This window comes from Micrococcus sp. 116 (assembly GCF_902506395.1).
Lineage (GTDB): Bacteria > Actinomycetota > Actinomycetes > Actinomycetales > Micrococcaceae > Micrococcus > Micrococcus luteus.
This window is the reverse complement of record NZ_LR732370.1, coordinates 1,657,330-1,678,347: the sequence shown is the minus strand read 5'-3', so window position 1 is coordinate 1,678,347 and position 21,018 is coordinate 1,657,330. Positions and strand designations below refer to the sequence as shown.

The following is a 21,018-nucleotide window of genomic DNA, read 5'->3' as shown; positions in this document are numbered from 1 at the left end:
GTGGACGCGGGCGGGCGGGGCGCCCGCGTCCACGCGGTCCAGGCGGACGTCCGCCATGGCAGGGTCGTCGGTGCGCTCGAGGACCACGGTGCGCGCGGTCGACCGGGAGCGGCGGTCCAGCAGCAGCCACACGATCAGTCCGAGCACGCCGGTGCCGAGCATGCTCAGCAGGGCCGCGAAGCCGAACGTCTCCGAGAAGGAGAGCGGGATGCCGGAGTACGGGTCCGCGGGCGGGGTGGGGGAGGCGTGGACCGCGGTGGTGATCACGAGGGCGATCAGCAGGCCGAGCGCGAGCGCCACCGCGAGCACCGCGGTCAGCCGCGGGGCGCGACGGACGGTGTAGGCGCGCTGATCGGGGGTCGGCTCGGGGGCGGAGGTCATGCGCGCCAGTCTATCGAGTCGGCCGCTGGGGCCAGTCGCGCGTGCCCGCGGCGGGATCGGCAGAGCTGCATCCCGCGCCGAGGAACGGTGCCGACGTTCGAACGGTCGGTGCCGCCGAGGGGACTGCCGGACACCCCTCGCTCACGGCCGCACGAGCGGCAGGTGCGCGCCGAGGTCGGCCCGCACGCCCGAGGCGCGCACGCCGCCGGCCGCCGTCGCGTCCTCCCAGGTCGTCAGCCCCGTGGCCAGGGACAGCCATGTCACGGCGTCCATCTCCACCACGTTGGGCGGGGTGCCGCGGGTGTGCCGGGGCCCGGGGAGGCACTGGGCGACGCCGAAGGGCGGCACGCGCACCTCCACCGAGTTCCCGGGCACGCGGGTCGCCAGCTCCTCGAGCGCGAAGCGCACCGCCGTCGCCCGCGTGGGGCGCGGCAGCGCGGCGGCCGCCGCGGGGTCCTCCTCGTGGGCGCGTGCCCACGCCAGCAGCGCCGCGTGGCCCTCGACGACAGGCACCCGGCGGCGCGGGACGGAGCCGGTGGTCACGCCCGCGCCTCGACGGCCGGTAGGACGTCCCCCACGAGATCCCGCACCGGCGCGGCCAGGCGGATCTCGCCGACCGGCTCGCCCCGGCCGAGCACCGGGGGCACGACGGCGGCCAGCACGCCCGGCAGCGTCGCCCGGTCCACGTGGTCCGGGGCGAACCGGGCCAGCAGCGCGAGCGCGACCAGGTCGCCGGCCCGCGTGCCGCCGTCGAGCGCCTTGACGGCCACGGCCGTGCCGTCCGGCGCGGCCATGACGAGGACGCCGTCCGCGCCCACCTTGGCGAGCAGGCCGAGCTCGCGCATCACCACGGTGTTGGAGCTCGTCTCCCCGTGGACGGCCCACGGGTGCTCGAGCATCGCCGTGGCGACGGCGGCCGCGTGCGGATCCGCGTCGGCGCGGCCGGGCGCCGCGGCGACCCGCCCGATGCCGCGGGCCAGGCCCGCCAGCGTGATGACGGCGGCCGGGGCGCCACAGCCGTCCACACCGGTGTGGGCCACCGGCTCGCCGCAGTACTCGGCGATCACCGCGTCCACCTCGCGCTGCAGCGGGTGCGCCGGGTCGAGGTACGTGGCGACGTCGTGCCCGGACGCCGCGCAGGCCGCGAGGAAGCCGGCGTGTTTGCCGGAGCAGTTGAAGGCCAGCGGGGTCGCGACGGCGGCCTCGCCGTCGCGGCGGACCTGGGCGACCACCTCGGAGGTGTCCGCGGGCCAGGCCGGCGGGCACCGCAGGGCGGACGCGTCGAGGCCGGCGTCCGCGAGCATGCGCTCGGCCAGCGCCTGGTGCCGGAGCGTGCCCCGGTGCGAGCCGCACGCGATGGACAGGGCCTCGCCCTCCAGCGCCGCCCCGTGGCGCAGCGACGCGACGGCCTGGAACGGCTTCAGCGTGGAGCGCGGGTAGATCAGCGCGTCCGCGGGGCCGAGCCCGGCCAGCACCCGCCCGTCCGGGCCGGTCACGACGGCGGCGCCCGCCGTCCGGGACTCGACGAAGCCGTTGCGGACGGTCTCCACGAGCTCGACGGCGTCGGACAGGGCGAAGGTCTCGCCCGCGGGGGCGACGGTGGCGTGGGTCATGCGGTCCAGGGTAGCGAGGGCCCCAGACGCGCCGGGCGTCCGGGGCCGGTGGGCCGGGTCAGGTCCGGCGGCATCACCGGCTCACTCCGCGGAGAGCCGCCCGTCCACCATGGTCAGGGTGCGGTCCGTGGCGGAGAGGAACTCGTGGTCGTGCGTGACCATGAGCGTCGCCACCTGCTCCTCGCGGGTCAGCGTGCCCAGCAGGTCCACGACGGCGGCCGAGCGCTCGCGGTCCAGCGCGGAGGTGGGCTCGTCCACGAGCAGCAGCGTCGGCGAGGCCATCAGCGCGCGCACGATGTTCACGCGCTGCCGCTGACCGCCCGAGAGCTGGTGCGGGCGCTTGCCGGCCTGGTCGGCCAGGTCCACACGCTCGAGCAGCTCCAGGGCCCGCGCCTTGGCGGCCCTGCGGTCGGCGCGGGTGGCGTCACGGTCCAGGTGCACGGTCAGCTCCAGCTGCTCGGCCGCCGTGAGGGACGGGATGAGGTTGGGCTGCTGGAAGATCATGCCGATCTCCTGGCCGCGCAGCGCGGTGCGCTCCTTCCGGGACAGCCCGGCCATCTCGCGGCCGGCCACGGACACGCAGCCGGAGGTGGGCGTCACCAGGCCCGCGGCCACCGCCAGCAGGGAGGACTTGCCCGAGCCGGACGGGCCGACCATCGCGGTGAACGTGCCGGGGAGCAGGTCCAGGCTCACCTCGTCCAGGGCGCGCAGCACGCCGCGCTCGCCGTCCGGGTACTCCAGCACGAGGTCGCGCACGGACAGCGCGGGGGTGGCGTCGGCCGCGGCGGCGGGGCGCTCGCCGGCGACGCGGTGGGCGGCCGCGGCGGCCGGGGTGCGGAGGGCGTCGAGGTCGGCCTGCGGGGCGGTGAGGGTGGTCATGGGGAGGTCCTTTCTCCAGGCGGGGGCGAGGCGGAGCCGAGGGGGACGACGGCGCCGGGCGGCGCCGTCGTCGGGGCGGTCAGTTGCCGCCGAGGGCGACCAGCGGGTCGATCCGGGTGACGCGGTAGACCGCGACGACGGCGGCGAGCATGCCGAGCACGAGGACCCCGGCGGCGGGCACCGCGGTGGTGGCCCACGAGAGCTCGAACGGGACGGCCCGCCCCGCGAACGCGCCGACCACGGCGGCCAGCCCGGTGCCCACGGCCACGCCGCCGACGAGCACGAACGCGGCCTGCGCGAGCGAGTCCTTCAGCACCCAGCCGTTCGAGCCGCCGAGGGCCTTGAGCACCGCGATGTCGCGGGTGCGCTGCACCGTCCAGATGGACAGGAACGCGATCACCACGAGCGCCGAGATGCCGTACAGGAAGCCCTGCATGGTCATCAGGGAGCCGTTCTCGGACCGGTAGCTGGGCAGGGCGGCGTAGGAGCCCTTCACGGTCTCCGCGACGGTGCCCGCGGCGTCGTCGCCGGCGGCGGCCACGGCGTCGACGTCGGCGCCCGCGTCGAAGCGCACGAGGCCGGCGGTGCCGAGCACCGCGTCGTCGGCGGTGTGCGAGATGGCGTTCCAGTCCTCGAGCGCCAGCCACGTCACGGGGGAGTGGGAGTAGTACTCGGTCGGCACGACGTCGGCCACGGTGTAGACGAAGCCGGAGACCGCGACGGCGTCACCCGCCTGGGCGTGGAGGGAGTCGGCCACGTCCTGGCTGAGCACGATCTGCCCGAGCTCGACGCCGGCCGGCGCGTCGGAGCCGCCCGGGGTGAGACCGATGAACGCGGTGGTGGCCACGCCGGTGGTGGGCTCGCCGGACACGTCCGCGCGGCCCTGCGGGTCCGTGTCCACGGGGTGCTCGAGGCCGATGGCCCGGCCCTGGCTCACACCGAGCGGCTCGACGGAGGCCACGCCGTCCGTGGCCGCCCACGCGTCGCGCTGGGCCACGGTGAACTCGGACTGGGTGAACGACGCGGTGGGCTCCTGGCCCGCCGCACCGCCGAAGACCAGACGCTGCACGCCCTGCTCGCCGAGGCGGTCGATCGCGGCCGTGTTCTGCCCGCCCAGGCCGGCCGTGAGGCCGGAGAGCATGACGAGCAGCAGGCTGATGAGGGCCACCACGGAGCCCATGAGGGCGAACCGTCCGGTGGCGAAGCGGAGGTCGCGGAGTGCGAGGAACACGGGGCGCGTCCTTTCCTGACGAGGTCTGTCCTGAGGTTGCCTCCACGGTCTCGCGCGGGGAGGGGTCGCCACATCGCCCGCGGCGGCTGGACCCGGTCAACCGAATGGTTGATCCCGGCGGCGCAGCGGCGCGGCCCCGGGGCATCGGGCCGTTGTCGCGTCCGGGGCGCGCCCTAGGGTGGAGCCATGTCCGTCGCACCCCGCGCCGCCGTGCCCCCCGCGCCCACCGAGACCGGCACCACCGCCGTGCTCGCCGGCCTGCGCGTGGCCCTGCACGTCACGTTCGCCGCGCTGCTCACCGTGGGGCTGGCGCGCGCGCTCGCGGACCGGTCCCCGGAGGCGTCCTCCGGTCCGTTCCCGGCCACCACCCTGGTGCTGCTGACCGCCGCGCTGGCGGGCGTCTACCTGGCCGGGACCGTGCTGGAGCGGCGCCGGTGGGCCCGGGGCGACGACGTCGGCCGCGGTCCGGCGGTCGCCTGGCTGGCCCTGGTGCTGCTGCTGTGGGGCCTGCTCGTGGCCCACCACGGCGACTTCGCGTGGGTCGCCTTCCCCCTCTTCTTCGTCGTCCTGCACGTGGTCGACCGGGTGGCCCGGCAGGCCTGGGTGCGCCACGTGGTCGGGCCCGCGCTGGTGGTGGCGATGGCCGTCGTCGTGGTGGCCGGGATGGCGGCGGGCGCCGGCGGCGTGCGGGTGCCGGCCGTCATTGGTCCGCTGGTGGGCGCCGCCGTGGCCGTGGTGCTCTCCGGGGCGTACCGCGCCCTGCACGCCGAGTCCGAGCGCCAGCGTGCCGTGGCCGAGCAGCTGCGCGCCGCGCAGGCCGAGCTCGCGCGCACCGAGCACCGGGCGGGGGTGAGCGCCGAGAGGGAGCGGCTCGCCCGCGAGATCCACGACACCCTCACCCAGGGGCTGGCCTCGATCGTGCTGGTCTCGCGCGCGGCCCAGGACGCGCTCGACGCCGCCGACCCCGCCCTCGCCCGGCAGCGCATGGAGACCGTGCGCGCCACGGCCGCCGAGAACCTCGCCGAGTCCCGCCGCTTCGTCCGCGACCTGCGCGGCACCGGGGCACCGTCCCTCATCGAGGCGCTCGAACGAGCGGTCACCGGGTTCGCCGACCGGCAGGCCGCCGCCGGGACACCCGTGGCCGCGGACGTCGAGGTCGTGGGCGAGCCGGTCGCGGTCGCCGAGGCCGTGGAGACCGCCGTGCTGCGAGCCGTGCAGGCCTCCCTGGCGAACGTCGGCGCCCACGCGGGCGCCCATCGCGCCCGCGTCACGCTGGGCTACCTCGGCGACGAGCTGACGGTGGACGTGGCCGACGACGGCGCGGGGTTCGACCCGGCCGTCGTCGCGGCCCGCGCCCGGGCCGGAGCCGCCGGTGCCGACCCGGGGGTGGGGACCGGCGTGGGACTGGCGAGCGTGCGCGAGCGCCTCGCGGCGGTGGGCGGCGAGGCCACCGTCGAGTCGGCCCCCGGCGAGGGCACCGTGGTGGCGCTGCGGGTGCCGCTGGTCGCCGCCGGGGCCGGCCGGAGCGCTGATCCCGAGCAGACCGAGAGCGAGGAGACCGCATGAGCGTGCGCGTGATGCTGGTGGACGACCACCCCGTGGTCCGGGCGGGGGTGCGGGCCGTCGTCGAGGCGCACCCGGACCTGACCGTGGTGGCCGAGGCCGCCGACGGGGCGGAGGCGATCGGCGTCCTGGAGGCGGGCGAGCCCGCGGTGGACGTCGTGCTGATGGACCTGCAGATGGGCGCGGGGATGGACGGCGTGACCGCCACCCGCGCGGTGCGGGAGCGGTGGCCGGGGGTGCAGGTGCTGATCCTGACGACCTTCGACACGGAGGCGGACATCCTCGCGGCCGTGAACGCGGGCGCTGCCGGCTACCTGCTCAAGGACGCCCCGAGCGAGGAGATCGCCTCGGCGGTGCGGCAGGCGGCGGCGGGGCGCAAGGCGCTGGCCCCGCAGGTCGCGGCCACGCTGATGGGGCGCATGTCCGGCGGCTCCGAGGTGCTGTCCGAGCGGGAGATCCAGCTGCTCGAGCTGATCGCGCGGGGCGCCACGAACAAGGTGGCCGCGAAGGAGCTGTTCATCTCCGAGGCCACCGTGAAGACGCACCTGGTGCACATCTTCCAGAAGCTCGGGGTGGACAACCGCACGCGCGCCGTCGACGAGGCCCGGCGACGGCGCATCATCCGCTGACGGACAGGCCGGGGCGGCCGGCCCTGGAGGGCCCAGCCCTGCTCAGCGGCGCCGCACGTACCGGGTGATCACCGCCGCGGCGACGGCGGCCAGCGCCAGCACGCCGAGCGCGGCGGGCAGGCTGAGGTCGCCGCGCTGGACGCCGAGCCCCCGCAGCGTCCAGAAGACGATCAGGGCGCACGTGAACATCACGCCGACGAACGTCCAGGCCGAGCGCAGCCCGGGTCCCAGCCCCGCGCCGGGCCGGTGGCGGGGGTCACGGGGGTCGCCGTCGTCGCCGGGCTGACCGTGGTGGAGGGGAGGCATCGTCATGCGCTCCACCGTAGGGGCCACGGGCCGGGCCGGGCCAGGGCCACCGCGTAGGCTTGAGGCTCGTGAAGACCCTTGTGCTCGGCAACGGCGGCCGCGAACACGCGCTGCTCACCGCCCTCTCCCGTGATCCGCAGGTCAGCGCCCTCCACGCGGCGCCCGGCAACGCCGGCATGGCCGACCTCGCCACCCTCCACGCCGTCGAGGCCACCGACCCGGCCGCCGTCGTGGAGCTCGCGCGCGAGCTGGGGGCCGACCTCGTCGTCGTCGGTCCCGAGGCCCCGCTGGCCGCCGGCGTCTCCGACGCCCTGCGCGAGGCCGGGTTCGCCGTGTTCGGCCCCTCGCAGGCCGCCGCGCAGCTCGAGGCGTCCAAGGCCTTCGCCAAGGAGGTCATGTCCGCCGCGGGCGTGCCCACCGCCGGCTCCCGCGTGTGCACCACCGCCGCGGAGGCCGCCGCCGCCCTTGACGAGTTCGGCGCCCCGCACGTCGTCAAGGACGACGGTCTGGCTGCGGGCAAGGGCGTCGTGGTCACCTCCGACCGCGCCGAGGCCCTCGCCCACGCCGAGGCCTGCTTCGCCGCCGGCGGCACCGTGGTGATCGAGGACTTCCTGGACGGCCCCGAGGTCTCCCTCTTCGTGATCTGCGACGGCGAGGACGCCGTCGCCCTCACCCCCGCCCAGGACTTCAAGCGCATCCACGACGGCGACGCCGGCCCCAACACCGGCGGCATGGGCGCGTACACGCCGCTGCCGTGGCTGCCCGAGGGCTTCACGGACGAGGTGATGGACCGCGTGGCCCGCCCCGTGCTCGCCGAGATGGCCCGCCGCGGCACCCCGTTCACGGGCGTGCTGTTCTGCGGCCTGGCCGTGACCGCCAAGGGTGTGGAGGTCATCGAGTTCAACGTGCGCTTCGGCGACCCCGAGACCCAGGCCGTGCTCGCCCGCCTCGAGACGCCCCTGGGCGGGCTGCTCGCCGACGCCGCGGCCGGCCGGCTCGGCGCGGACCGTCGACTCGAGTGGAGCGACGACGTCGCCGTGGACGTGGTCATGGCCTCGGCCGGCTACCCGGCCTCCTCCTCGAAGGGCGACGTGATCAACGGGCTGGCCGACGCGGCCGGCCTCGAGGGCGTGCACGTGATCCACGCGGGCACCGCGGTGTCCGGTGAGGACGTGGTGACGGCGGGCGGCCGGGTGCTGGCCGTCGTCGGGCGCGGGGCGGACCTGGCCCAAGCGCGCGAGCGCGCCTACGCGGGCGTCGAGCGCATCCGGTTCGACGGCGCCCAGTGGCGCACGGACATCGGACTCAAGGCCGAGCGCGGCGAGATCACCGTGCCCGGGACGGAGGGAGCGAAGTGAGCGGGGAGCGCGTGGGGTTCACGGGGGCCGAGGCCCTCGAGCTGCCGGGCTGGCGGCACGTCTACTCGGGCAAGGTGCGGGACCTGTACGAGCCCGCCGACGCCGAGCCGGGGCGGTCCGCGACGCTGCTCGTGGTGGCCTCCGACCGGATCAGCGCCTACGACCACGTGCTGGAGCCGCCGATCCCGGACAAGGGCGCCATCCTCACCCGGCTGACCCTGTGGTGGTTCGAGAAGCTGGCCGAGGGCTACAACGGGGCCCACGCCGAGCCGGTCGAGCACCACGTGGTGAGCACGGACGTGCCCGCGGCCGTGGCCGGGCGGGCGATGATCGTCAAGCGCCTGGACATGTTCCCCGTGGAGTGCATCGCCCGCGGCTACCTGACCGGCTCCGGCCTGGCCGAGTACCGCGCGTCGGGCACGGTGGCCGGCCTGCCGCTGCCCGCCGGGCTCGTGGACGGCTCGCGGGTCGACCCGCCGATCTTCACGCCGTCCGCGAAGGCCGAGGTCGGCGAGCACGACGAGAACATCACGTTCGAGCAGATGGTCGAGCGCGTGGGCACCGAGGCCGCCGAGCGCCTGCGGTTCCTCACCCTGGACCTGTACGCCCGCGCCGAGGCGATCGCCCGCGAGGCCGGCATCATCCTGGCGGACACGAAGGTCGAGTTCGGCGTGGACCCGGCCACCGGCCAGGTGGTGCTGGGCGACGAGGTCCTCACCCCGGACTCCTCCCGGTTCTGGGACGCCGAGGACTACGAGCCCGGCCGCCCCCAGGCGAGCTTCGACAAGCAGTTCGTCCGCGACTGGCTCACGGGCCCCGACTCCGGTTGGGACAAGACCAGCGGGGAGGCCCCGCCGGCGCTGCCCGCCGACGTCGTGGCCAAGACCCGCGACCGCTACGTGGAGGCGTACGAGCGCCTGACGGGCCGCCCCTTCGACGCCTGACCCGGACTTTCGAACGTGGGGTAGGCCCTCTGCCACGTTCGAAAGCGCGTCGGGCGCGCCACCCATCAGGCGAGCGAGTCCTCCCAGGCCCGGTGCAGCGCCGCGAACCGGCCGTCGGCCGCCACCAGCTCGGCGGGGCTGCCGTCCTCGATGATCCGGCCATCGTGCATCACGAGCACCCGGTCGGCGGTCTCGACGGTGCTGAGCCGGTGGGCGATGATCAGCGCCGTCCNCCCCGCACCCCTTCCGCCGGCCCTCGCCGGCCGCGTCTTCACCCGGCGCGAAGCCCTGGACCGCCTCTCCTCCGACCGGCTGCGCAGCCTCGACCTGCGCCAGGTCACCCACGGGGCACACCGCGCGGTCGTCGACGTGCCGGGGTCGTGGGGCGCGCTCGGATACCCCCGCCCCGTGGCGGCCCTGCCGCCGGAGGAGGCCGCCGTCGTGGTGGCTCTGACCCGTGGGGTCACCTCGCATCTGACGGCGGCGCGGCTGCACGGGCTCGTCCTGCCGTGGTGGGCCGAGGAGGACATGCGGGTGCACGTGAGCCGGCCGCACCGCACGGGTCGGACAGGGCGCGCGGGCGTCGCCTGCCACGGACGCACGGTGCCGGCCGAGGACCGCGTGGAGGTGCACGGGGTCCCGGTCACCTCGCTCGAGCGGACGTGGGTGGACCTCTGCTCCCTGCTGCGGCCGGATCAGGTGGCGGACGCCGTCGTCGCGGGGGACGCGCTGGTGAACCGTCCGTGGGCCGACGGGACCCGACTCCCGCCGCGCACGACGGCGTCGCGGCTCTCCGCGGCGCTGGAGCGGGCGGGCCGGTTCAAGGGCGTGCGGGTGGCCCGGGCTGCGCTGGCGCTGATCCGGGTGGGGGCGGACTCGCCTCCGGAGACGCGGCTGCGGCTGGCGCTCCTCGACGCCGGGCTCCCCGAGCCGCGCCTCCAGGCGCAGCTGGTCTCACCGGCAGGGGAGCGGACCGACGCGGACATGGTGGTCGAACGGTCCCGCGTGGCCCTCCACTACGACGGCGGCCACCACCGCACGCCGGAGCAGCAGCGACGCGACGCACGGCGGGACCGTCTCTGGCAGGAGGCCGGCCACCTGTCCATCACGGTGATGGGCGCCGACCTGGCCGAGGACTTCCGAACCGTGGTGGCCGCCGTCGTCCGCCACGACCGGGCCGTGCGGGCGGCCTCCACCTCCGGCCCCGCCCCGCAGAACTTTCGAACGTGAAATCGGGCGAATGGGCACTTTCGAACGTGGGGTAGGCCCTCTGCCACGTTCGAAAGCGCGTCGGGCGCGCCACCCATCAGGCGAGCGAGTCCTCCCAGGCCCGGTGCAGCGCCGCGAACCGGCCGTCGGCCGCCACCAGCTCGGCGGGGCTGCCGTCCTCGATGATCCGGCCATCGTGCATCACGAGCACCCGGTCGGCGGTCTCGACGGTGCTGAGCCGGTGGGCGATGATCAGCGCCGTCCGGTTCCCCAGCAGCCGCTCCAGCCCGGCCTGCACGAGTCGCTCGCTCGGCAGGTCCAGCGACGACGTCGCCTCGTCCAGGATCAGCACGGCGGGGTCCGCGAGGAACGCCCGCGCGAACGACACGAGCTGCCGCTGTCCCGCGCTCAGCCGCCCGCCGCGCTTGGCGACGTCGGTCGCGTAGCCCTCGGGCAGCCCCAGGATGAAGTCGTGCGCCCCCACCGCCCGGGCGGCCGCCTGGATCTCGGCCTCGGTGGCGTCGGGCCGGCCGAGGGCGATGTTCTCCGCGATCGACCCGGAGAACAGGAACGCCTCCTGGGTCACCATCACCACGTTGCGCCGCAGATCCGCCTGGCTGAGCTCGCGCAGCTCCACCCCGTCCAGCGTCAGCGAGCCGGCAGAGACGTCGTAGAACCGGGCGATGAGCTTGGCCAGCGTCGACTTGCCCGCACCCGTCTGGCCCACCACGGCCACGGTCTGCCCGGCCGGGATCACGAGGTCGAACTCCGGCAGCACCACCCGGTCCGGTCCGTAGCTGAACACCGCGTCCCGGAACTCCACCCGCCCGGACGCCACGCCCGTCCCCGGAGCGTCGGCCCCGGGCAGCGGCGTGGGCTCGGCGGCCTCCACCACGGTGGGCTCCTCCTCGAGCAGGCCGGAGACCTTCTCGAGTGCCGCCGTCGCGGACTGCAGCGACGAGTAGAACATCGCCACCATCTCCATGGGCTGGAACACGCGCCGCCCGGCCAGCAGGAGCGCCACGAGCACCCCCACCTCGAGGTCGCCGTCGAGCACGCGCAGGCCCCCGGTCACGAGCAGCGCCGCCACCGTCAGGTTGCCCGTCGCCACGAGCACCGGCTGCAGGATGCCGAACAGGTTGAGCGTGGCCACCATGTCGTCCCGGTAGGCCGTGGCCAAGTCGCGGTACCGCGCGTCGTTGTCCCGTTCCCGCCGGAAGGCCTGGACCGCGCGGATGCCGGTCATGGTCTCCACGAAGTGCACGATCGACCGCGCCGAGGACACCCGTGACCGCCGGTACGCCTCCTCGGACCGCACCTGGTACCAGCGCGTCACGATCGCCACCGGCACGGCCGCGCCCAGCAGCACGAGGAACGACGGCGGGTCCAGCAGCAGGATGGACGCCGCGGTGAACGACATGAACATCAGCCCGGACACGAGCGAGGACACGCCCTGGTCCAGCAGCTCCCGCAGCGCCTCCAGGTCCGAGGTCTGCCGCGAGATCACCCGCCCGGACGTGTACCGCTCGTGGAAGCCGAGGCTCAGCCGCTGCGTGTGCCGGAACACGCGCAGCCGCAGGCTCAGCAGCATGGCCTGGCTCGCCCGCGCGGTGAGCCACGTGTACGCCCCCAGCAGGCCGCCGGAGACGAGGGCCGCCGCCACGTACGCCCCGCCCACGGGGACGAGGATGGGCCAGACGGACTCGCCGGCCCGCACGGCCTCGACGACGCGCGGCAGCTCCGCGTCGATCGCCCAGGCGATGATCAGCGGACCGGCCGCCCGCGCCGCGTTGGACACGAGGACGAAGACCACGGTGAGCAGCAGCGTCCCCCGGACCGGCCGCGCGAGCTCGCCGAGCAGGCGGAAGGATCGGCGCCGGATGTGGCGGCGCTCCGCGCGGGTGTAGTCGAGGTCCTCTTCGGCCCCCACGCCGCGCACGCGGCTCACGTCGGCGGCGCTCATGCCTGCTCCTCCGGTCGGCTCGAGATGATGTGCCGGTACACGGCGCTGCGGGCCAGCAGTTCGGGGTGCGTCCCCACGTCCTCGATCCGCCCGTCCGCCAGCACCGCGACCCGGTCCGCCAGGGCCACGGTGGAGGGACGGTGCGCCACGATCAGGGTGGTCGTCCCGTCGAGGACCTCGCGCAGGCGCGCGGTCACGGCCTCCTCGGTGCGCACGTCGAGGGCGGAGAGGGGGTCGTCCAGCACGAGCACGTCCGGGCGTGCCGCGATCGCGCGGGCGAGGGCGATCCGCTGGCGCTGTCCGCCGGAGAGGCTGAGGCCCTCCTCGCCGATCTCGGTCTCGACGCCGTCCGCCAGGTCCGCCACGAAGCCCGCCTGCGCGGTCTCGAGCGCGAGGTCGAGCAGGGCGTCCGCCGCGGGGGAGTGGAGGCCGTCCGCGAGCACGTCCGCCGGGGCGCCGAGCAGCACGTTCTGCCGGATGGTCGCGGAGAACAGTGTGGCGTCCTCGAACGCCACGGACACCCGCCGGCGCAGCTCCTCGAGCGGCATCCGGCGCACGTCCACCCCGTCCACGCAGACGGAGCCCGCCGTGACGTCGAGCAGCCGGGGGACCAGCTGCAGCAGCGTCGACTTGCCGGCGCCGGTCGCGCCGACCAGGGCCATCGTCTCGCCGGGCACCAGCTCGAGGTCGACGCCGTCGAGCAGGTCGCGCTCCCCGCGCCCCGGGTCCGCGTCCGGCCAGCGGAAGCGCACCCCGCGGAACGCGAGCGCGCCGGTGGCCGGGGGCACGACGGCGGCCTCCCCGGTGGGCGAGGCGATGTCCACGGGCGTGGCGAGGACGTCCACGTGGCGGTCGATCGCCGTGCGGGCCGAGAGCGTCATGCCCATCAGCTGGCCCACCGACTCGACCGGCCCGGCCAGCACGGCCGCGGTGGCGAAGTAGGCGGCGAGCGCGCCCACCGTCAGCTCCCCGGTCGCCACGAGCCACAGGCCCAGGGCGAGGCCCAGGCCCAGCACCGTCTCCGGCAGGGCCACGATGAGCGCGATGAACCGGGCCAGCACCGAGGCCTTGTGCACCTCGGTGCCCTGCAGTGTGCGGGCGCGCCCGCGGAAGCCGTCGAGGGCGTGCGCGCCGCGGCCGAACGCCTTGAGGACGCGGATGCCGTGCACCGACTCCTCGACGGACGTGGCGAGGTCCCCGGCCTGGTCCTGGGAGAGCCGGGACGCGGCGCGGAAGTCGTTGCGGAACCCGAACGACGCCCACATGATCGGCACGGCCGCGGCGAGGTAGAGCAGGGCCAGCTGCCAGGACAGCAGGAACAGCAGGACGAGGCCGACGGCGATGGTCACCACGTCCACCACGAGCATGACCGAGCCGAACGCGATCCACCGCCGCAGCAGCGAGAGGTCGCCCTGGGCCCGGGAGAGCAGCTGCCCCGAGGGCCACGCGTCGTGGAACGCCACCGGCAGGCGCTGGAGCCGTTCGAACAGGGCGATGCGCGCCCGGTTCTCCACCCCGGCGGCCGGCGGGAGGATGAAGTACCGGCGCAGGCCGATGAACGCGGCCTCGGCGAGGCCGAGCACGGTGAGCAGGCCGGCGGCCCGCCACACGTCCGCGCGGGAGTCGGGGGAGGAGGGCCCGGCGAGCACAGTCTGCGTGAACACGGTGTCCACGAGCAGGTGGATGACCTGCGGGATGGCCAGGGCCACGAGGCCCGCCGCCGTGGCCGAGGCGAGCCCGAGCACCCAGCGCGCCCGCACGCCCTCGAGGTACGGTGCGATCCCGCCCAGGGCGTCACGCAGGGACGAGGCGGCGGGAGAGGTGGCGCGGGTCACGGGGCTCCACTGTACCCGCGGCCCCGGACGGGACAGGCGGCTCAGCCCCGCGGGACCAGGTCCAGCACCACGGCCTCGGGCCGGCACGCGAACCGCACGGGCGCGGACGGCGCGGTCCCCAGGCCGGCCGACACCTCGAGGGGGACGGTCCGCCCCGCGGCCATCCACGTCGAGACCCCGGAGGCCTGTCGGCGGGGCAGGTCGCAGTTGGTGACGAGCGCGCCGAGGAACGGCACGCACACCTGCCCGCCGTGGGTGTGGCCCGCGAGCAGCAGGTCGGCGCCGTCGGCGGTCATGGCGTCCAGCACGCGGCGGTACGGGGCGTGGGTGACGCCCAGCCGGAACCGCCCGTCGTCGCCGGGCCGCCCGGCGCCGCCGTCGGGCGCGGAGCCGGGGAAGCCGGCCCAGGCGTCCAGACCGAGGTGCGGGTCGTCGGTGCCGGCGGCGAGGACCTCGAGCGTGGTCCCGGCGCGGGTCGGCACGGCCAGAGCGGCGCCCCGGTTCGTCAGGTCGGCCCAGCCGGCGGCGCGGAACGCGCCGAACAGGACGTCGGAGGGAAGCCGGGGCCGGTCCGCGTCCATGCGCGAGGGGCCCGCGAAGTACCGGAGGGGGTTGGCCGCCTTGGGCGCGTAGTAGTCGTTGGAGCCGGGCACGAACACGCCGGGCCGCGCCAGCAGCGGCCCGAGCGCGTCGAGCACGAGCGGCACCGACGCCGCGGCGGACACGTTGTCACCCGTGTTGACCACGAGGTCCGGCTCGAGTGCATCCAATCCGCGCAGCCACGCCCGCTTGGCCCGGTGCCGGGGCAGCAGGTGGATGTCCGAGAGGTGCAGCACCCGCAGCGGCGCCGACCCGGCCGGCAGCACGGCCAGTCGGTGCGTGCGCACCGTCCGGGCCTCGGCCTCGGCGAGGCCCCAGGCCAGGCCGAGGCCCGCCGTCGCGGCCAGCCCGGCGGCGGCAGGCGCTGCGGCGCAGAACATGCGCCGGGCGGGGGAGGCGGCGGGGCGCATCGCGGTCAGAAGCCCGGGACCGCCTGGGGCTGCGGCCCGCCCCGGTCCAGGTCGTCGATGGTGAACTGGCGTCCGTCCGGGTGCTCGCCGGCCTCGCCCGGGTCCTCCGACTGCGGGCCGTCCCACTCGGGCAGTTCACCCGGCGGGAACTTCTCCTTGGCCAACTGGTTGTACTCGAGCCAGGACGGGCCGTTGATGGAGGTCGAGTAGAACGGGTTGCGGACCTCGCCATTGACGGTCTCGCCCGTCATGGACTTCAGGTTGTTGTAGCGGCCGGTCCACACGGCGGTGGCCAGCTTGCTGGTGAATCCGACGAACCACGTGGAGGACACGTTGTCGTTCGTGCCCGTCTTGCCGCCGAACTCGTAGCCGGCGCCCTCCTCGGCGATGTTGAAGCCGCCGATGTGGCGCAGGACCGGCATCAGCTCCCGGACGTGGTCCGGGTCGATGACCTGGTCGCACTGCGGGTCGGCGACGTCGTACTGGTTGCCGGCGGTGTCCGTGACCTCCAGGATGGCGCGCGGCTCGCAGTACAGGCCGTTCGCGGCGATGGCGGCGTACGCGCCGGCCAGGGAGAGCGGGGCCACCGAGTCCTTGCCGAGCAGGAAGGACGGGTCGTCCGGCTGCAGCGGGGAGCTGTCCAGGGCACGGGTGATGCCCAGCTGGGTGGTGAGGCTCGTGATGTCGCACAGGTCCAGCTGGTACGCGGTGGCGACGGTCGGGGTGTTCACGGACCAGAAGAGGCCCTCGTCCACGCGCACCTGCCGCAGCATGTCGGGGATCACGTTCTTGAACTGCCAGGTGCCGCCGATCGTGGTGTAGCCGCCCGGGCGGCACGAGGCCGCGAAGCGCGTGCCCGTGGGGTAGACGTTCCGGGAGGCGTCCACGGAGTCGACCAGGCGGTTGCCGTTGCGCAGCCAGGTCAGGGCCACGAAGGGCTTGAGCGTGGAGCCGGCCTGGAAGCCCTGGCCGCCGCCCCACTGCTTGTCCACGTTGAAGTTCAGCGAGGTGTGGCCGAGCTCGTCCTGGATGGCGTACTCGGTGTTCTGGGCCATGGTGCGGATGTTGCCGGTGCCGGCCTCCACCGAGGTGAGCGCGTGGCCGGCGCCCAGCGACTCGTTGTTGGGCACGGAGGCGCGCAGGTTCTTCTCGGTCTCCTTCTGGAGCGTCGAGTCGATCGTCGTGCGGATGGTGAGTCCGCCGCGGTCCAGCAGGGCCTGCCGGGACTGGACGTCCGGGCCGAACGTGGGGTCGGCAAGGATCTGCCGCTCCACGTAGTCGCAGAAGTAGGCGCCGAACTTGGCGTAGAGGCAGCCCGAGGGGCGGGACTCCATCACCACCTCCATCGGCTGGGCGACGGCGTGGTCGTACTCCTCCTGGGAGAGGTAGCCGTTGTCCTTCATCGCGTTCAGCACGAGGTTGCGCCGCTCCGTGGCCTCCTCCGGATTGCGGGCCGGGTTGAACCGGGTGGGGGACTGGACCATGCCGGCCAGCGTGGCGGCCTCCCAGCTCTCCAGGTCGGCGGCGGACTTGCCGAACACGTACTGCGAGGCGGCCTCGACCCCGTAGGCGCGGCCGGAGAACAGCACGATGTTGAGGTAGCCCTCGAGGATCTCGTCCTTCGACATCTGCTCCTCGACGGCGACGGCGAGCTTGATCTCCTTGACCTTGTCCGCGATGTTCTTGGAGCCGGAGAGGGTGAGGCGGGAGTCGCCGCGGATCTGCTGCACGTTCACCAGCATGTTGTTCACGAACTGCTGGGTGAGGGTGGAGGCGCCCTGCGTGGAGTCGGAGGTGGCGTTGTTCACGGCAGCGCGGATGAGGCCGCGCGCGTCCACGCCGTCGTGATCGTAGAAGCGCTCGTCCTCGATGGCCACGATCGCGTGCTGCATGTGCTCCGAGATCTCGTCCAGCGGGACCGGGGTGCGGTTCTCCTCGTAGAAGACGGCGATCTCCTCACCGTCCTCCGAGAGGATGCGCGACGGCACGGAGACCGGCTCCGTGGGCAGCTCGTCCGGCAGCTCGTCCAGCATCTCCCGGCCCGACGCGGCGGCGACACCGGCCAGGCCCGCGACGGGCAGCAGGAGGGCCGCCACGAGCAGGCCGGCCACCGCCGAGAGGCCCACGAAGGCGAGGAGGCGGCCGAGGGCGCTCGAGGGCGCGGGGAAGCGGGTCGTGCGGGAGGCCATGGGCGCGAGTGTAGCGCGGGCACCTGGGACCTCTTCCGGGGTCCGCGCCGGTGGCTAGGGTGGGTCCCATGACTCAGCAGACGCAGTGGGAGTACGCCACGATCCCCCTCCTCATCCACGCGACCAAGCAGATCCTCGACCAGTGGGGCGAGGACGGCTGGGAGCTCGTCACGGTGATCCCGGGCCCCGAGGGGAACAACCCCGTGGCCTACCTCAAGCGTCCGAAGGCGGCGTGAACGTGACGGAGCAGTCCTCGGCCCCCACCTGGGGCGACGGCGCCGTCGCGGCCCGCCTCGCGGAGCTCGGCATCGACCGACCCGCCGTCGCGGCGCCGGTCGGCTCCTACGTCCCGGCGCTGCGGGACGGCGACCTCGTGCTGACCTCCGGCCAGCTCCCCTTCGTGGCCGGCGCCCTGCCCGCCACCGGCAAGGTGGGCGCGGAGGTCACCCCCGAACGCGCCCAGGAGCTCGCGCGGGCATGCGCCGTGAACGCGGTGGCCGCGGTGCACGAGCTGGTGGGCGACCTGGACCGGGTCGCCCAGGTCGTCAAGGTCGTCGGCTTCGTGGCCTCCGACCCCGCGTTCACCGGTCAGCCCGGCGTGGTGAACGGCGCCTCGGACGTGCTGGCCGAGATCTTCGGCGAGGCCGGCCGCCACGCGCGCTCCGCCGTCGGCGTGGCCGTGCTGCCCATGGACGCTCCCGTCGAGGTGGAGATCACCGTCCGTGTCCGCTGACCCGGCCGGCCTGCTGCTGCCGGTCCCGGGGCAGGAGGAGGACCTCACCCGCCAGTGGCTGGACCGGCGCTTCCGCCAGGTCCGCCCCGCCCGGCCCGGGTCGTCCGTCGTGCTCGTGCGGGACGGCGACGACGGCCCGGAGGTCTTCCTCCGTCACCGCGCGGGACGCACCCCGCTCGGCCGCGTGGGTCTGCCCGGCGGCGCGCTCATCGAGTCCGACGCCGACTCCTGCCCGTGGTACGGGCCCGAGCCCTCCCAGTGGGCCCGCACGTTCGGGACCACGGACCGGCGGCGTGCGCGGCAGCACGTGGTGGCCGCCGTCCGTGAGCTCCACGACGAGGCCGGAGTGCTCCTCGCCGGTCGCTCCGACACGGACGTCGTGTCCACGGCGCGCATCGAGACCTGGGGCGGGGGCCGCAGCTCCCTCGAGGAGGGCTCGGAGAGTCTGCCCCATCTGCTGGCCGCGCGTGGCCTCGGGGTGCGCGCCGACCTGCTGCGCCCCGTCATGCGCTGGCGATCCGCGCCCCACGTCCACCGACGCTTCGACACGGCCGTGTTCGCCACGATGACCCCACCGCTGCAGTCCGCGCCGGCATCCGAGGAACCCGGTCCCGAACTTCAGGCGTGGGTGCCCGCGCGTCGCGCGCTCGCCGGCCCGCTGCGGCTGCCCGGACCCGCCGGGGCGGAGGGCACGGCACCCTTCGACCAGGTGGCGACCCCGCTGACGCAGGTGATCGTGCGTCGGGTCGCGGCGCACCGGACGGCCGCCGCCTTCCTGCTCTCCGTCACGCCCTGTGTCCGGCGTGGTCCCGTGCCGGAATACCATCTGGTCACCGAGGCCGGCGACGACGGCACCCCCCGGATGCGCGTGGAGCGGGCCACCCGGGACTGACCGGGGTGGCCCGCTCCACGGCAGGGCGGGGGGCGTCAGCGCGAACGCTGACGCAGACGCTGCAGGTCCAGGATGACCACGGCGCGGTTCTCCAGGCGGATCCAGCCGCGCTGGACGAACTCGGCCAGGGCCTTGTTCACGGTCTCGCGGGACGCGCCCACCAGCTGGGCGAGCTCCTCCTGCGTGAGGTCGTGCGCCACCAGCAGGCCGTCCGCGGCCGGCCGGCCGAAGCGGTCCGCGAGGTCCAGGAGCGCCTTGGCCACGCGGCCCGGCACGTCCGAGAACACCAGGTCCGCCAGGGACTCGTTGGTCTTGGACAGGCGCTGGGCCAGGGCCTGGAGCAGCTGGACCGACACATCCGGCGACGAGGCGATGGCGCGGCGCAGGTTCTCATGGCGCAGACCGGCCAGGCGCGTGGCGGACACCGCGGTGGCGGTGGCGTTGCGCGGGGCGGGGTTGAACAGGGCCATCTCGCCGAAGATCTCGCCGGGGCCGAGCACGGCCACGAGGTTCTCGCGGCCGTCCGAAGCGGTGCGGCCGAGCTTGATCTTGCCGGACATGATCACGTACAGCTGATCGCCCTGGTCGCCCTCGTGGAACGCGGACGCGCCGCGGGAGAGCTCCACCTCGGTCAGCTCCGAGGTGAGGATGGCGAACACCTCGTCGTCCAGGTTGGTGAACAGCGGAGCCTTCCGCAGAACCTCGAGATCCATGTGTGCGTGTCCTCTCTGTGGGCAGTTCCTCACACCGCGGCGGAGGAGCCGCCCGGTTCACTGGCGTCCATTGTGCCCCATACCCCCGTGCGGGCCGATACCCTGGATCCTCCACCGGGCGCGCGGGCGGTCCCCGTGCGTGGCCGGTGCCGTCGCATCCGAAGGAGGTCGCCCATGCCGCTGGGTCTGACGTGGCTGGACGTCCTGCTCATCGTCGCGCTCGCGATGCTCCTGGTCCAGGGCCACCGTCGCGGCCTGTGGGTGGTGCTGGGCAACCTCGTCGGCCTGGTCGGCGGTGCCGCGATCGCGTTCTACGCCCTGCCGGAGGTGGCGGAGTTCGTCACCGCGCCGCAGTGGCGGTGGGCCGCGCTGATCGCCACCCTCGTCCTGCTCGTGGCGGCGGGCCAGTACGTGGGCGCCGCCATCGGCGAGGCGATCCGGCTGCGCGTGAACCTGCCGGCCCTGCGACTCGTCGACCGCCTGCTCGGCGCGCTCGCCGCCGGTCTCGCGGGCGCCCTCGTCCTCTGGCTCGTGGCGTTCTCCATCGCGGCCTCCGGCTCCACCGCGGTCACGCGTGAGGTGACCCGCTCGCAGGTGATCACGGCGCTGGACACCGTGATGCCCGACTCGCTCCTGGCCTGGGCCGCCCGCTCGCGCTCCGCCGTCGCCGACCTGGACGTGCTGCCGGAGCTCGAGCTGCCCGCCCCCGTCCCGGAGTCCGACGACGGCGTCCGCGCCGCCCCGGCCGCGACGCCGGGTCTGCCCTCGGCCGCCTCCTCCCCGTCCGACACCGCGACGTCCGCCCCGCCCGCGTCGTCCGCCTCGGCGACCCCCGAGGAGCCCGACGACGCCGCCGCGGCGTCGTCGTCCACGGCCGCCGCGCCGTCGGCCACGACGACCGCCCCCGCCTCGTCGACGTCGACGGCCGCCCCCTCGACTCCCGCCGCCTCCTCGGCGTCGGCCGCCGTCGTCCGGCTGACCGGGACGGCCGCGCAGTGCAGCCAGGTGCAGAGCGGCTCGGGCGTGGCCGTGGCCCCGGACCGCGTGCTCACGAACGCGCACGTGGTCCTCGGCGTGGACGCCCCCACCGTGACGGACCGCGCCCGCGGCGTGCACGCGGCGCGGATCGTCCACCTGGACACGGCGCACGATCTCGCCGTCCTGGCGGTCGACGGCGCGGACCTGCCCGTCATGCCGGTCGGGGCCGAGCTGACGGGCGGCGCGTCGGCCTCCGTCCTGGGGTACCCCGACGGCGGCCCGTTCGCCTCCACCCCCGCGGCCGTGCAGGCCGTCGGCGAGGTGCCGCTCGGCGACGTCCTGACCGGGGCCGCGAGCATGGTGGACGTCTACACCCTCGCGGCGGACATCCGCCACGGCTACTCGGGCGGCCCGGTGGTGGACGCCGCCGGGAACCTGGCCGGTCTGGTGTTCGCCCGGGCCCCGGGCTCGGACGCCGTCGGCTACGCCCTGACGGCGGACACCATCGCCCCTGTCGTCGCCGCGGCCCCGGGGATGACAGCCACGGTCCCCTCGGGGGACTGCGTCCCGGGCGGCTGAGCCGGCGCCGCGC

At 75.1% G+C, this 21,018-nt stretch carries 19 protein-coding genes and 1 pseudogene; 8 read left to right on the top strand and 12 right to left on the bottom strand.

The genetic code is table 11. From position 1 onward, the window contains the following. The 5 genes from CITRIK5_RS07810 to CITRIK5_RS07790 all read right to left on the bottom strand — a co-directional run. The coding region (locus tag CITRIK5_RS07810) for a hypothetical protein (protein ID WP_159833439.1) at positions 1 to 381 on the bottom strand (381 nt) is incomplete at its 3' end. A gap of 141 nt (positions 382 to 522) precedes the next feature. Then, entirely contained in the window at positions 523 to 924 is a 402-nt protein-coding gene (locus CITRIK5_RS07805; protein ID WP_036314253.1) for a sterol carrier family protein, read from the bottom strand. Next, a complete protein-coding gene (locus CITRIK5_RS07800) occupies positions 921 to 1,994 on the bottom strand; it encodes an asparaginase (protein WP_144786245.1) in 1,074 nt (357 codons plus the stop codon). The genes CITRIK5_RS07805 and CITRIK5_RS07800 overlap by 4 nt, the downstream gene beginning before the upstream one ends. 81 nt (positions 1,995 to 2,075) lie before the next feature. Next, the gene (locus CITRIK5_RS07795) at positions 2,076 to 2,873 is read right to left on the bottom strand and encodes an ABC transporter ATP-binding protein (protein ID WP_041103971.1); all 798 of its coding nucleotides are present in this window, start codon (positions 2,871 to 2,873) and stop codon (positions 2,076 to 2,078) included. Positions 2,874 to 2,952: 79 nt separating this feature from the next. Beyond that, positions 2,953 to 4,104 (bottom strand): ABC transporter permease, encoded by a 1,152-nt coding sequence (locus CITRIK5_RS07790; RefSeq protein WP_060973809.1) that lies wholly within the window; start codon positions 4,102 to 4,104, stop codon positions 2,953 to 2,955. 186 nt (positions 4,105 to 4,290) lie between these two features. Here CITRIK5_RS07790 and CITRIK5_RS07785 point away from each other — a divergent pair, with 186 nt between their 5' ends. Together CITRIK5_RS07785 and CITRIK5_RS07780 are read left to right on the top strand one after the other, a co-directional pair. Continuing rightward, positions 4,291 to 5,670, top strand: coding sequence for a sensor histidine kinase (locus tag CITRIK5_RS07785; protein WP_101966070.1), 1,380 nt, complete (start codon positions 4,291 to 4,293; stop codon positions 5,668 to 5,670). Next, positions 5,667 to 6,296: a response regulator transcription factor gene (locus CITRIK5_RS07780; RefSeq protein ID WP_060973807.1), complete on the top strand. Its 630-nt coding sequence runs from the start codon at positions 5,667 to 5,669 to the stop codon at positions 6,294 to 6,296. The genes CITRIK5_RS07785 and CITRIK5_RS07780 overlap by 4 nt, the downstream gene beginning before the upstream one ends. Positions 6,297 to 6,338: 42 nt before the next feature. Here CITRIK5_RS07780 and CITRIK5_RS07775 read toward each other — a convergent pair whose 3' ends face one another. After that, on the bottom strand, positions 6,339 to 6,608 hold the full coding sequence (locus CITRIK5_RS07775) for a hypothetical protein (RefSeq protein WP_020624424.1): 270 nt from the start codon (positions 6,606 to 6,608) through the stop codon (positions 6,339 to 6,341). Positions 6,609 to 6,670: 62 nt separating this feature from the next. Here CITRIK5_RS07775 and purD point away from each other — a divergent pair, with 62 nt between their 5' ends. Continuing rightward, the gene (purD, locus tag CITRIK5_RS07770) at positions 6,671 to 7,960 is read left to right on the top strand and encodes a phosphoribosylamine--glycine ligase (protein WP_060973806.1); all 1,290 of its coding nucleotides are present in this window, start codon (positions 6,671 to 6,673) and stop codon (positions 7,958 to 7,960) included. After that, positions 7,957 to 8,904, top strand: coding sequence for a phosphoribosylaminoimidazolesuccinocarboxamide synthase (locus CITRIK5_RS07765; RefSeq protein ID WP_044658867.1), 948 nt, complete (start codon positions 7,957 to 7,959; stop codon positions 8,902 to 8,904). Before purD ends, CITRIK5_RS07765 begins: the two co-directional genes overlap by 4 nt. 65 nt (positions 8,905 to 8,969) lie before the next feature. On the opposite strand, the pseudogene CITRIK5_RS12445 reads toward CITRIK5_RS07765, so the two are convergent. The 5 genes and pseudogenes from CITRIK5_RS12445 to CITRIK5_RS07735 form a co-directional block, all read right to left on the bottom strand. Further along, a pseudogene (locus CITRIK5_RS12445) lies at positions 8,970 to 9,136 on the bottom strand (ABC transporter ATP-binding protein); the annotation flags it as partial. Positions 9,137 to 10,210: 1,074 nt separating this feature from the next. Next, complete coding sequence (locus CITRIK5_RS07750; protein WP_049146820.1) at positions 10,211 to 12,076, bottom strand: ABC transporter ATP-binding protein; 1,866 nt, start codon at positions 12,074 to 12,076, stop codon at positions 10,211 to 10,213. Then, positions 12,073 to 13,911 (bottom strand): ABC transporter ATP-binding protein, encoded by a 1,839-nt coding sequence (locus tag CITRIK5_RS07745; protein WP_036314269.1) that lies wholly within the window; start codon positions 13,909 to 13,911, stop codon positions 12,073 to 12,075. Before CITRIK5_RS07745 ends, CITRIK5_RS07750 begins: the two co-directional genes overlap by 4 nt. A gap of 41 nt (positions 13,912 to 13,952) precedes the next feature. Beyond that, complete coding sequence (locus tag CITRIK5_RS07740) at positions 13,953 to 14,921, bottom strand: metallophosphoesterase (RefSeq protein ID WP_044658869.1); 969 nt, start codon at positions 14,919 to 14,921, stop codon at positions 13,953 to 13,955. Positions 14,922 to 14,926: 5 nt separating this feature from the next. Further along, positions 14,927 to 17,110, bottom strand: a complete 2,184-nt coding sequence (locus CITRIK5_RS07735) for a transglycosylase domain-containing protein (RefSeq protein WP_044658870.1) — start codon at positions 17,108 to 17,110, stop codon at positions 14,927 to 14,929. 68 nt (positions 17,111 to 17,178) lie between these two features. Between CITRIK5_RS07735 and CITRIK5_RS07730 the strand changes: the two genes are divergently transcribed. Genes CITRIK5_RS07730 through CITRIK5_RS07720 form a run of 3 tightly spaced genes read left to right on the top strand, consistent with a single transcriptional unit; the run spans position 17,179 to position 18,735 of the window. Next, a complete protein-coding gene (locus CITRIK5_RS07730) occupies positions 17,179 to 17,346 on the top strand; it encodes a DUF4177 domain-containing protein (RefSeq protein ID WP_010080276.1) in 168 nt (55 codons plus the stop codon). Next, the gene (locus tag CITRIK5_RS07725; RefSeq protein WP_020628330.1) at positions 17,343 to 17,843 is read left to right on the top strand and encodes a RidA family protein; all 501 of its coding nucleotides are present in this window, start codon (positions 17,343 to 17,345) and stop codon (positions 17,841 to 17,843) included. Before CITRIK5_RS07730 ends, CITRIK5_RS07725 begins: the two co-directional genes overlap by 4 nt. After that, on the top strand, positions 17,833 to 18,735 hold the full coding sequence (locus CITRIK5_RS07720; RefSeq protein ID WP_044658871.1) for a hypothetical protein: 903 nt from the start codon (positions 17,833 to 17,835) through the stop codon (positions 18,733 to 18,735). Before CITRIK5_RS07725 ends, CITRIK5_RS07720 begins: the two co-directional genes overlap by 11 nt. Positions 18,736 to 18,770: 35 nt before the next feature. Here CITRIK5_RS07720 and CITRIK5_RS07715 read toward each other — a convergent pair whose 3' ends face one another. Further along, positions 18,771 to 19,448: a Crp/Fnr family transcriptional regulator gene (locus tag CITRIK5_RS07715; protein ID WP_002854021.1), complete on the bottom strand. Its 678-nt coding sequence runs from the start codon at positions 19,446 to 19,448 to the stop codon at positions 18,771 to 18,773. Positions 19,449 to 19,622: 174 nt separating this feature from the next. Here CITRIK5_RS07715 and CITRIK5_RS07710 point away from each other — a divergent pair, with 174 nt between their 5' ends. After that, the gene (locus tag CITRIK5_RS07710; protein ID WP_060973805.1) at positions 19,623 to 21,005 is read left to right on the top strand and encodes a MarP family serine protease; all 1,383 of its coding nucleotides are present in this window, start codon (positions 19,623 to 19,625) and stop codon (positions 21,003 to 21,005) included. The last annotated feature ends 13 nt before the right edge of the window (positions 21,006 to 21,018 follow it).